Raw genomic sequence first — 11299 nt, 5'->3', positions numbered from 1 at the left:
GGCCTGTGCGGCGTCGTTGACGACGGGCGTCTGGGAGGCGTCGATGTGGGGTCGTTCGCCGCCGGCGTGGGAGGTGGGCGTGGCCTGTGCGGCGTCGTTGACGACGGGCGTCTGGGAGGCGTCGATGTGGGGTCGTTCGCCGCCGGCGTGGGAGGTGGGAGCGGCCTGTGCGGCGTCGTTGACGACGGGCGTCTGGGAGGCGTCGATGTGGGGTCGTTCGCCGCTCGCGTGGGAGGTGGGCGTGGCCCGTGCGGCGTCGTTGACGACCGGCGTCTGCACGTCCGCGTGTCCTGCCGTCGAAGTCGAAGTCGAAGTCGAAGTCGAAGTCGAAGTCGAAGCCGGTGCACCGGTCTGCTCCGACGTCGGCGCGTGCGCCGTCGTGTCTGGGCCGCCGGCCGAGAGCGTATCCGCTCCGCGACCGCCGCCGTCCGGAAGCGCGACGGGGGAGTTCGTCGAGAGCGAACTGGAGGCGCCGTCGCCGCCCGCCCCCGGTACGTGTGTCCGGCCGGACCCGGTCATCGCGTTCCACCCGGTCGACAGCGCGTGGCCCCCGGCGCCGATGACCCCGCCACCCGCCGTGCCGAACACCGACCCGTTGGCGAGCGACTGGAGGACGTTGAAGTGATGGTGTTCGGGATCGAGCGCCGCGGCGGTGCCGTCCGTCGTGACGTTGCCCGCAGCGCCGCCGACCGCTCCGCTCGCCGCGCCCTTGGCACCCTCGACTGCGGTCGCGCGCCAGAACGAGGGGGCGACGCTGCCCGCGGCGTCCGCGACTGCTCCGCGTCCGAGACGGCTCATCGCGGCGCCGCTGCCGAAGCCGAACGCACCACCGACGACAGACCCGGCTGCGTTCGAGATGATGTCGTTCATCGACGTGCCCTTGCCGTGGACGGCGTTCACGATGATCGGCGCGGCCGTGCCGGTGATGGTGCCCTTCACCGTCTCGTAGGTGAACCGCGTCACGAAGGAGCCGTGCTCGAGCTTGCGGAGCAGGTTCGCGGCCTTGAGGAACTGCTCCGCGTGGATCTTGTTGAGGAACGCCAGCTTCCGGATCACGCCCGCGATGCGAGCCGCCCAGGTCACGACGATTCGAGCGCCGTTCGCGGCGCCGGCCAGCGCACCGAGTCCGAAGGTCACGAAGGACAGCGCGATGCTGATCCCGACGTCGAGCGCGAGTTCGGCGAGGAGCTGCTCGATCATGCTGCGGATCTCCTCCGCAGCCTGGTCGTAGTTCGCCTTGATCTGCTTGAGCGAGCCCGCGGCCCCGGTCGCCGCGTCGGCGGCCGTCGAGATGTGGCCGGACATCGTGCTCTTCGCGGAGAGGATCGTCGCTTTCTGTGGGATGTCGGCCGCGTCGACCTGGGTCAGGCCCCCACTGAGCTTGCTCGATGCCGCGCGGAGCGAAGCCTCGTAGGCCTCCCACGAGGAGGCGGCGGACGACAGCTTGTCCGGGTCGCCTTGCGGGAGCTGGACGCCGATGGCCCGGAGCGCATCCTGCAAGACGTCCTCGACCTTGCCCCACCCGCCTGGCCAGCCCGCGCCGAGCGAGGACGGCAGGTCGGTCGCCACGGCGTGGTCGGAGGAGGGCACGGAGATGCCGGACCCGCCCTGCTGCCCGGCGCTCGCGAGCTCGGCCTCCTTGTAGGCCGAGCCGGTGCCGGCCAGGAGACTCTCGAACGCGGCGAGCATGCCGACGATGTTCTTGGCACTCGTCGCGGCGCTCTTGGCCTGGTCGTCGTAGACGCCCGCGAACTGCTCGGCACTCTCGTCATCCCCCGCCATGCCGGCGGTACCGTGCAACGCTCCGTGCAGGGTCGACCAGGCGGTCGTGATGTCGTGGGCGACACTCGCGACGTCATCGCCGTCGGTCGCGATGCCGAACGCGTTGAGCCGGACCATGGTCATCCGCTGATCTCCCCCTGGAACTTCGACCACGACGTGTCGAGCGCGTCGATCGTGGCCTGGTAGGTCGCCTCGATCGCGGCCGCGCGCTCGTGCAGATCCCCAGCAGTCGTCGTCAGCGCACCGGCCCCGGCGTTCCACTGCTCGAACGCCGTGACGAACGCGGCCATCGCGGGACCCTGCCACTCGTTCGGCAGGATGTACGCGAAGGTCGTCGCCCCTTGCTGCAGCAGGGCGCAGTAGTCACGGAGCCGCTGCATGCTGTCCACCAGGTGGTGGAGGCTCTCCATGTCAGCCTGCTGGTCGCTCACGCGCTGTCCTCCTCGAGATCGGTCCAGACCTCGTCAGCGTGCTGCTCCGACGCGGTCTCCGGCCTCGAGAGACCCGGCCGATCGGTGGCGGCCGTCGAGCCGAGCTGACTCCGGGTGTCGGAGAAGGCTGCGCCGAGCGCGGTCTCGTTGCCGTGGTAGGCCGACTCGGCGGCCACGAGTCGGACGGCCAGGCTCTCCAGGACGCCGCGCAGCAAGACCGCGTCGGCCTGGAAGTCGGTCCAGGTGGTCTCGAAGGCGGTGGCGTCCTCGCCCTTCCACGCAGTGTCGACGACAGTGCGGACGGCAGCATCGGTCTCGGACAGGTGCCCGTCGAACGTCGTGATGACGGTCCGGAGCATCTGGGCGACCTCGCCCAGACTCTCCGGCCGGACCCGGTACTGCACCATGTCGTTCCCCCTGGTGGAGACGGTGGCGCTCCCGCGCGGGGAGCGCCACCGTCAGTGGTCGTCGGTCAGCGGAAGGTGCCGGAGATCGAGTTCTCGGACTCTTCGTAGGACAGGGCCGCGCGGGAGAGGAGCTGACTGATGCCGCCCAGTGACTCCTTCAGCTGGATGGCTGACTGGTCCCACTGCTGGTACAGGTCCTGGAACGACGAGGATGCCGCGCCGGACCAGTCTCCGCCGACGAGCCCGTCCACGAGCGACTTGAGGTTCTGCAGCTGCGACTCGATCGACTGCGAGCCGGACTGGAGCTGGTTCGAGACGCCGGAGAGCGACTCCGAAGTGACGCGGATGTCCGCCATGGTTCCTCCAAGAAACACACGTGTGTCCTGGGGCGATCGGTTGACCCACCCCCCGATTGGTCCCACCCCGTTCGTGGGGCAGTTGAACGCGGCCTGACCGATGCTGCGCTCGACAACAGATCGTACGCGCTCGGGCGGCGACCGGTCGAGTACCGATGCACGTGCATCGACCTCGCCGACCGTCAGGAGGTGAAGGGGTTCCCTGTCACGTCGACGGGCTTGGGCGGCACGACGCCGTCGACGGTCACGCCGCTGAGCATGCTCGCGTACTCCGCGAAATCGGACGCCCCGAGGGACTCCACAGCGTGAATGCCTCGTGCTTGCGCCTGGACCAGAACGGCCGCGGTGATCCGGTCCGTGTCCCCGGGCGACAACACGGTGTTGAGGTCGAGGACGTACTGCGCGAAGGCGGGTCCGTTCGCGTTCGTGAGCGTCTCGAAGCCCTTGACCCATCGCTGGTCGACGACACGGGCTCGCAAGGCGGGTGCGTCTTCGAGGAGGAACCACAGGTGCCGTGTGGCCTTGCCGTTCCCGGCGGCCCACTGCTCGGCCGCTCCGGCCATGTTCCGCTGTGCCCGACGTTGGGCCGCTCGGGAGGACTCGTCCACCGCGAACACCGCGCGTACGTCGGACCAGTCGATGAGCGGCACCAGAGGCGTGTGGAGTCCGAGGTTGGACACGCCGAGCAGCAGTCCGGGCTGCCCTCCAGCTGGGCGGAGCAGCGCGAGGCGTCGTCGGAGCAGCACGAGGGCCAGGAACCCGCCGACGACGAAGAGCAACGCCCCGAGGATGATCGGTCCGGTTCGGCCCCAGGCGATCACGGCCACGAGCACCGCGGTGACCCCGACGAGCAGCAGCAGGCCCTCGCGCAGGTTCTTGCTGGCGATGCGGCGGAACTGCCCCTCGTCGTAGTGCACGTCGTACCGCTGGTCCTGCGCGAAGAAGTTCTGCCAACTCGTTCGGGTGGCGTCGTCCACGTTCATCTCCTCACCAACCGGGGTGTCCGGCGCACGCGTTCGCGAGCACACTGAGTCCTGCTCGTGGATCCGCGAACGCCGTCCACACACGATCGCGGTCGCCGTTCTCGGCCCCCACGACGATCTCGCCGAGCACTGTCGGAGCGGTGGTGGCCCACCGGTCGAAGGCCGGGTCGCCGGTCGGACCGGATCGCTGGATGATCGTGTGGATCTCCCTCGCGCGTTCCGCCACCTCGACGAAGCGCACCGGGTTCACCTGACTGCCCATCACCGCCTGCATGAGTGCGACCACCGGCCCAGCGAGCACACCGCACCGCTCTCCCAGCGCATCGACCACGATCGTCCCCTCGTCTCAGTCGACGCCAACCCTACTTGTCGCCCGTCCTGCCGTCGAAGCCGGCGATCCCTGAGTTCGTCCGGAAGAACTCACCTTGGTCGAGCATGTTCGCAGACCGGGAACTCGGCAGACCCCGTCGCGTCGCCTGCGCGCGCAACGCTCGATCCAGCCGGGCGGCGTCCTCATCGGTGTAGTACACGTCGCCGATGACCTGGATCGCACCGAAGTCCGGGGCACCGCTGCGGGCCCAGAGCTTGACCCACCTCCGGAACTGCCTCGGCTGTGCTCGCCGCCGCATCGCAGGACCGTCTCGCAGAGCGACGGTGAGGTAGTGGTCGGCTGACCCGACCGCGTGCGTCCACCGCTCTGCGAAACCCCTGACCCCGGTGGACCGGGTGAACCGGTCGGCGCGGGCACCGTCGTACACCGTGAAGACCGCCACGATGTCCTCCCAGCGGATCAGCCCGAGCAACGGCACCTCCACACCGGCGGGGGACACCGTGATCCCGCGGGACGGGTCGCCGAGGGTCTGGGCCAGGCGGTCGCGCCGGAAACGCAGGACGGCGACGAAGTAGCAGGCGGCGACGATCGTGGTGCCGTGCGCGACGATGATCGCGCCCAGCGTGCCGAAGAGGTTCGCGACCGCCTCGATCGCGACGACCACGACGACGGTGCCGACCAGTGTGATGCGTTCGCGTCTGATGACGCGGGCCCACAGCACAGGGTCCGGCGTGATGGTGACGGGCACGAGGTCCGCGTCGGACACCACCGTCACCGGACCTGAGCCCCCACGGACCCGAACCACAGCTCGTCGCCCGGGACGAGCTCCACCGCCAGTCCCTCCGGGCACCGGTCCTCCCGGTCGCCCCGCCGCAGCACGGTGCCGTTGCCCGACCCCCGGTCGACGATCCGCAGTCCGTCGGGACCGAACCGCACCGCCGCGTGCACCCGTGACATCGACCGGTCCGGGTCGTCGACGGTGAACGCGCGGGCGTTCTCGTTCGCCGCGATCTCGTCCGGTCGGCGGCCGAGCAGCACGGTGCCGTCCTCGACGACGAGCGTCTGCCCGGTGGTGAAGACCAGCTGCGGGAGGGCGCCGGAGGCCACCGGCGGGGCGGGGGCGGGACGCGCCTCCAGGCCGACTGCCGGAACTGCAGCGGCTGCCGGAACCGGGCCCGGCGCTGGACGCGACGGGGGCGGCGGGACCGACGCAGAGGGCTGCGGCGGCACGTCCGCCGTGTCGCCGACGGCGACCGGCGTGGACCGTCGACCACCCGTGGCGAGCTGTCCGCAGGCCAGGCAGAACATGCTGTTCGGACGCAGCTCCGCCCCGCAGTACGAGCAGCGTGCAGCCATGCGGACCACCCTACGTGTCCCGGGAGGCGCGGATCACCGCGCTCGTGCGGCTCGCGCCCGTCACGCGGCCGGGTCCGGGACCTGCACCTGGGTCCACTCGCCGCGTCGGTGCAGCGCGCCGCCACCGGCGGGCTGGCGCCCGACCATCCACTTCGGCACCTTCTGCCCGAACAGCTGCGTCCCCATGAGGGCGCTGGTGGGGGAGAGGAGCATGCCCTCCTGGGTGCGGCGGACCTCGCCGTAGGGGCCGGAGAAGGTCTTCGCGGCGGCGTCGGGGTTGGTCGCGACGACGAACACGAACCGGGCCTTCTCGCCCATCAGGGAGTTCTCGAGCGGGGTGTTCGAGACGAGTTCGGCGTCGTCGATGAGCACCGTGACCGGGACGGTCTGGTCGTCGTACCGGCCGAGCGCCGGGGCGAGGTCCATGAACCCCATCGGGTCGGTCAGGAGCGGCACGCCGACCTCCTTCGCCCAGGTGGTGAACACGGAGTCCTTCGTGGCGACGGCGATGACCGGTGCCCCGGTCCAGACGAGCTGGTGCGCGATCGCGGTGAGGGCCGTGGAGCGTCCGGTGCCGCGTTCGCCGACGACCTGGAACCCGCCGGCGGACGGCCAGTCGAGGGTGATCCGGGCGAGCTCGTCGCCGCCGACGCCGATCGTGGGGCCGTCCGGGTTCGAGCGGACGGCGACGGGGAGGTCCTGCGCGGCGGCGAGCGAGATCCGGCCGGGCAGCGCGTCCACGTGGAAGGGTGCCGGACCGGTCGCGTCGGCCCAGCGTGCGCGGGCGGTCTCGACGGTGCCGCGGAGGGCTGCGGCCTGCGCCTCGGCGGAGGCGTCCTGGCCGAGGACGGCGAGCTGGGCCTCCCGGACGGTGGGTCCGAAGAGCACCCGGCCCGGCGGCACGGTCTCGGGGAGTTCCCGCACCATGACCCCGGCGCTGCGGTAGTCGTTCGTGTCGCGCATCGGCAGGACGTACTGCTCGCTGATGAACCCGGCGATCTTGTCGGACGCGACGGTGCGGTCCCCGGTGACGGCGACGCGGATGCCCGCGGCGGGACCCTCGCGGAGGATCCGGGTCATCTGGTCGCGGATCGGGAGGAGGTCCTCGGGCTGCATCGAGCTCGTGGCGCGGTCCCACCCGTCGACGGCGACGATGACGTACGGCAGCCGTTCGGCGTCCGAGGCGGCGGCGCGGCGCTGCTGGACGATGGTGCCGACGGCCGCCTGGGACAGCACGGCCTGGCGGCGGGCGAGCTCGCCGACGAGCCGGTCCATCAGCCGGGGGAGCCGCGCGGGCTCGAGGGGCGTGACGACCGCGCCTGTGTGCGGCGCCTGCGCGAGCGGGAGGAGCCCGCCGTTGCCGTGGTCGATGACGTAGAGGTGCAGGTCCGACGGGCTCATCCGCTCGACGGCCTGTGCGAGGACGGTCCGGAGCGCGGTCGTGCGGCCGGAGAGCGCCGCGCCGAGGAAGAGCACGTGCGTGCCGGCCTCGAGGTCCCAGACGAGCGGTCGCTGGGTCTGCTGCGCCGGCACGTCCTCGATGCCGAGCGTCAGCGTGGTCGGGGCTCCGGCACCGCCGGCGACCTGCGCGAGCGGCAGGAGTGCGGGCAACGGCATGAGCCACGGGGACGCGTTCTTCGGGATGCCCATCGACTCGGTCGCGCGGGTGACGACGTCGACGAGGGCGCGGAGGTCGGTGTCGTCGTGGTCGACCGGTGCGGCGGCGTGCCGCTTCACCGGGAAGCGCGGGGCGTAGGCGAGGCCTTCCCAGTCGACGGCGGCGACCTTCGGCAGCTGCTTCTGGACGCGCTGCACGCCCTGCCGGATGCCCGCGACACGTGCGGTCTGGAACCCGGACGGCACCGCGCCGAGCCCGGCACGGACGAACCCGCGACCGGGCGTGGACTGGCTGATGAGCGCGGCCTCGGGCGAACCGAGGACGTCGGTGGAGTCGGCCCGGTCAGTGACGCGGAGCGCGACGCGGAGGTTGATGTTCGACTGCATCTCCGGCGTGATGACACCGCTCGGGCGCTGCGTGGCGAGGACGAGGTGCACGCCGAGCGACCGGCCGACGCGGGCGATCCGGACGAGCCCGTCGATGAAGTCCGGGTGCTCGGTCTTCAGCTCGGCGAACTCGTCGATGACGATCATGAGGCGGGCGAGGCCGTTGCGGGCGGCGGCGTCGGGGTCCTTCGCCCACGCGGCGTCGACGTCCTTCACGTTGAGTTCCGGGATGCGCAGCGCGGTCTCGCGGCGCTTCAGCTCGGCGTCGAGGGAGGTCAGTGCGCGCTCGGTCTCGCGGGCGTCGAGGTTCGTGACCATGCCGACCGTGTGCGGCAGGCGCGAGCAGTCGGCGAAGGCCGAGGCGCCCTTGTAGTCGACGAGCACGAAGTTGAGCGCGTCCGGACGGTTCGCCATCGCGAGCGACACGACGAGCGCCTGCAGGAACTCGGACTTGCCGGACCCGGTGGTGCCGGCGACGAGCGCGTGCGGTCCCTCGGCGGCGATGTCGATCGCGAACTCGCCGTCGGCGCTCGCCCCCACGACCACGTGGGTCCGGCGCGGGGACCGCTGCCACCGGGCGACGATCGGTGCCGGGTCGTCGAGGTCGACGCCGAGCAGGTCGACGTAGCGGACGCTCGTCGGCAGCATGCCCTCGTCACCGACGCCGGAGACGTGGCGGATCGAGCACAGGCTGCGGGCGATGCGCTCGGCGGTGGGGAGGGAGAGCCCGTCGAGCAGCACCGAGGCGTGGTACTCGGCGTCGGACTCCAGGCGTGCAAGCGAGCGGTCGTCGGGGTCGACGGCGATCACGCTCCGCGCCTCTTCCGGGAGCCGGGCGCGGTCGGAGTCGATGGCGATGACGTGCACGCCGACGCGGGCGCCCTGCTCGAGCACCTGCACCATGCCGGGCAGCGTGCGGTACTCACGTGCGCCGTCCACCACGACGATGACGTCGGTGTCGAAGTCGGCGGCACGGATCGTGGAACCGGCCCGGCTCCGGGTCTGCACGAGCGCGGCCAGGTCGCGGAGCCGCTCGCGGCGGGCGTCGTCGGTGTTGCCGAGGAGCGCGAGGGCGCCGTCGTCGGCCTGCTGTGCGTGCGGCAGCCACTGCGTCCAAGCCCAGTCGAGGGCACCGTCGTCGCCGCACACCACGACGATCCGGGTGTCCCGCGGGGAGCGCAGGGTGGCGACGGCGGCGAGCATCGACCGGACGAGGGCGCGGGTGACGTCCCCCGGCCCGGCGACGCCGACGACCCCGGCGCCGAGGTCCACGTCGACCGGAGCCGGCGCGACGCCGACGTGGTGCGCGCCGACGTGCTTCGACGAGCCGCCCTGGAAGTTCGCGGCGAGCGGGACCTCGGCGACGCCGACCCGCACGTGCAGGGCGTCGGCGTCCCGCTTCCGCCGCTCCCACAGCCGGGCGAGCGGCCGCGTGGCGATGTCCCGCACGACCACGGGGTCGACGCTCCGGTACCAGGAGTCCAGCCGCTGTTCGCGCACGAGCCGGGCGATCCGCCCGCGGGTGTCGGCGATGTCCTGCCGCCACTCCTCGAACGTCTTCACGCCCTTCTTCTTCGCCCGGGACCGCTGCGTCAGGAAGGTCCCGACGACCATCACGGGCGAGGCAGCCGCCATCATGAGCATGATCGGGCGCGCGAACACGAACGCCATCGTCACGCCGAGCACCACCGGGATCACCGCGGACAGCCACGGCATCGGGGTCTTGTCGACGTCGTCCGGCTGGTCGCCGGGGAGCACGACGGTGGGCGGGGTCGCCGGGGGCATGATCCGGGAGGTCCGGTTGAACCCGCGCATGCCGACCTCGTCGGGTGCGAGGTCCGCGTCGGCGTGCGGCTCGATGCCGATGCGGAACACCGAGCTGCCGATCTGGATGACGTCGGCGGGCACGACGTCGGTGCTCCCCGCGACCGGGCGGCCGTTCACGGCGACGCCACCGGTGTCGTCGCCGATCACCGTGAGGACGGCACGCAGTGGGCCGGCCGCCAGCCCGACGGGGGTGTCGACCGGAGCACCGTGGTCGAGCGAGACCGTCGCGTGGTGCGGTCGGAGGAACGGGTCCGCGATGCAGAGCTCCATCGCGCCGGAGCTGCCGATCCGCAGCGGCCCGTCGAGCGGCAGCGCCACCGTCTCGCCGGAGAACGGCCCGCCGACCACCTCGAGCCGGGGACGACCGGGTGGCAGCTCGCTCGGCGCGCGTGCGGGCAGCGTCGCCCCGTTGAGGATCCCCGCCTCGGCGAGCGTGGTCGTCGGGTCGGCGCCGGGAGCGATCGCGGCGACGTCGACGCCGAGTCCCGCGGCGACCTCGGCGACGCTCGTCACGTCGGTCGCGTCCACGACGAAGGTCGCGTCCGTCCCGGGGCGGTCCGGGTCCTGCAGGCTGAGGCGGAGCGTCATCGGCTGCTCTCCGTGATGCGGTCGAGGGGTTCGGTCAGGGGGGTGAGGAGTCCGGTGGCGTCGTCGCCCGCGGCGTCGTCCTCGGACGGCAGGGTCGCCACGACGCTGCGTGCCGAGCGGGTGCCGTCGGCGGTCTGGAGGCCCGGGGCCGGGTACCGCACTCCGGTCGCGTCGTCCGTGGGAACCGTCCCGAGCGCGGTGGCGGCCGTGCGGGCACCGGTGCGCGGGAGCACCGTGACGGTGCCCGTCGCCTGGTCGCCCGCTGCCGTTCGGACGTGGAACGCGAACTGGTCGGCGCGGGTCATCGTTCCGCTCGGCCGGAAGGTCGCGGTGCCGTCGTCGTCGCACGACACCGTGCCGGAGACCGCGTCGCCGCAGCCGCTCACGACGACGGTGCCCTTCCGCGCCGAGGCGAGGGTGCGCAGGTCGACGCGGAGCGTGCCGTCCGATCCGAGCCGCCGCACGACGTCGGACGCCTGCAGCCCGCTCGGGCCCGGCGCCACGAACACGGCACGGACGGTCGCCGAGCCCGAGCCGCCCTGGTCGTCGGTGGCGCGGAGCCGCACGGACGCCGTGCCGGTCCAGTCCGCCGGTCCGCGCACCAGGAGCCCGGTCGGGGTCACGGTGGCGACGACGCCGGCCGGCTTCGCGGACACGACGCGCACCCGGGGTCCGGCCGCGCAGCCGTCGCAGCGCACGTGCAGGTCGGCGTAGGGGATCGAGGCGGTGGTGCCGGCCTCGAACGGGTAGTCGTAGGTCTGCTTCTCGAGCGCCGGGGCCACGGGTGCGGCGAGCGAGACGAGGTACGTGACGTCGAGGTCGACCGACCCCGAGTGCATCGGGACCGTCATCGGCACCGTGCCGAAGTCCGTCCGGTAGCCCTTCGACGTCAGCGTCACCGAGTCCGCCGAGCACTGCATCGCGACCCCGGTCGGGACGTTCACGCGGCCGCAGTCGGACACCGCCCAGCCGTCGCCGATGCCGAGCTCGGCCTGGCCGGTGTACGGCACGGCGATCCGCACCGGGTCGGAGCCGGTGCCCTCGGTACCCGGACCGGCCGCGGCTCCGGAGCTGGCCGTCTCGTCGGCGGTGGCCGCGACGGCGGGGGAGGCCGCGCCTCCTGGCAGGGCCGACGGCACCACGAACGCGACCGCAGCGAGCACGACGGACAGGGCGGCGGCACGCGCCCACCCCCGACCGCCCGCTTCCTGCTGCCCCCGGAACACGCCCTTAT

Annotated in this window: 9 protein-coding genes and 1 pseudogene; all 10 read right to left on the bottom strand. The window is 72.4% G+C overall.

Annotated features, from left to right (window positions below; all coding sequences use genetic code 11):
• Positions 1-1905, bottom strand: a pseudogene (locus FS825_RS05805) (hypothetical protein); the annotation flags it as partial.
• Positions 1902-2213, bottom strand: a complete 312-nt coding sequence (locus FS825_RS05800; protein WP_144711521.1) for a WXG100 family type VII secretion target — start codon at positions 2211-2213, stop codon at positions 1902-1904. The gene FS825_RS05800 and the pseudogene FS825_RS05805, both read right to left, overlap by 4 nt.
• Positions 2210-2620 carry a WXG100 family type VII secretion target gene (locus FS825_RS05795; protein ID WP_144711520.1) on the bottom strand — a complete coding sequence of 137 codons (411 nt, stop codon included), beginning with the start codon at positions 2618-2620 and terminating at the stop codon, positions 2210-2212. The genes FS825_RS05800 and FS825_RS05795 overlap by 4 nt, the downstream gene beginning before the upstream one ends.
• Before the next feature lie 65 nt (positions 2621-2685).
• On the bottom strand, positions 2686-2976 hold the full coding sequence (locus FS825_RS18570; protein ID WP_186377091.1) for a WXG100 family type VII secretion target: 291 nt from the start codon (positions 2974-2976) through the stop codon (positions 2686-2688).
• Positions 2977-3158: 182 nt separating this feature from the next.
• A complete protein-coding gene (locus FS825_RS18565; RefSeq protein ID WP_186377090.1) occupies positions 3159-3953 on the bottom strand; it encodes a hypothetical protein in 795 nt (264 codons plus the stop codon).
• A gap of 10 nt (positions 3954-3963) precedes the next feature.
• Positions 3964-4290: a hypothetical protein gene (locus tag FS825_RS05785; RefSeq protein ID WP_144711518.1), complete on the bottom strand. Its 327-nt coding sequence runs from the start codon at positions 4288-4290 to the stop codon at positions 3964-3966.
• A 31-nt stretch (positions 4291-4321) separates the two neighbouring features.
• Complete coding sequence (locus FS825_RS05780) at positions 4322-5056, bottom strand: hypothetical protein (protein WP_144711517.1); 735 nt, start codon at positions 5054-5056, stop codon at positions 4322-4324.
• A gap of 5 nt (positions 5057-5061) precedes the next feature.
• Positions 5062-5646, bottom strand: coding sequence for an FHA domain-containing protein (locus tag FS825_RS05775; RefSeq protein WP_144711856.1), 585 nt, complete (start codon positions 5644-5646; stop codon positions 5062-5064).
• Between the two features lie 60 nt (positions 5647-5706).
• Positions 5707-10065 (bottom strand): FtsK/SpoIIIE domain-containing protein, encoded by a 4359-nt coding sequence (locus tag FS825_RS05770; RefSeq protein ID WP_144711516.1) that lies wholly within the window; start codon positions 10063-10065, stop codon positions 5707-5709.
• Positions 10062-11291, bottom strand: coding sequence for an Ig-like domain-containing protein (locus FS825_RS05765; RefSeq protein WP_144711515.1), 1230 nt, complete (start codon positions 11289-11291; stop codon positions 10062-10064). Before FS825_RS05765 ends, FS825_RS05770 begins: the two co-directional genes overlap by 4 nt.
• Positions 11292-11299: the final 8 nt, after the last annotated feature.

The sequence above is a fragment of the Curtobacterium pusillum genome, assembly GCF_007680845.1.
GTDB lineage: Bacteria > Actinomycetota > Actinomycetes > Actinomycetales > Microbacteriaceae > Curtobacterium > Curtobacterium pusillum_B.
The sequence above is the reverse complement of the archived record's forward strand: the minus strand, read 5'-3'. Positions and strand labels throughout refer to the sequence as shown.

What these genes read in the sequence shown, in the direction of transcription:
- FS825_RS05795 (WP_144711520.1), bottom strand. Translation starts at nt 2,620, where the DNA reads ATGGTGCAGTACCGGGTCCGGCCGGAGAGTCTGGGCGAGGTCGCCCAG.
- FS825_RS18570 (WP_186377091.1), bottom strand. Translation starts at nt 2,976, where the DNA reads ATGGCGGACATCCGCGTCACTTCGGAGTCGCTCTCCGGCGTCTCGAAC.
- FS825_RS05775 (WP_144711856.1), bottom strand. Translation starts at nt 5,646, where the DNA reads ATGGCTGCACGCTGCTCGTACTGCGGGGCGGAGCTGCGTCCGAACAGC.
- FS825_RS05770 (WP_144711516.1), bottom strand. Translation starts at nt 10,065, where the DNA reads ATGACGCTCCGCCTCAGCCTGCAGGACCCGGACCGCCCCGGGACGGAC.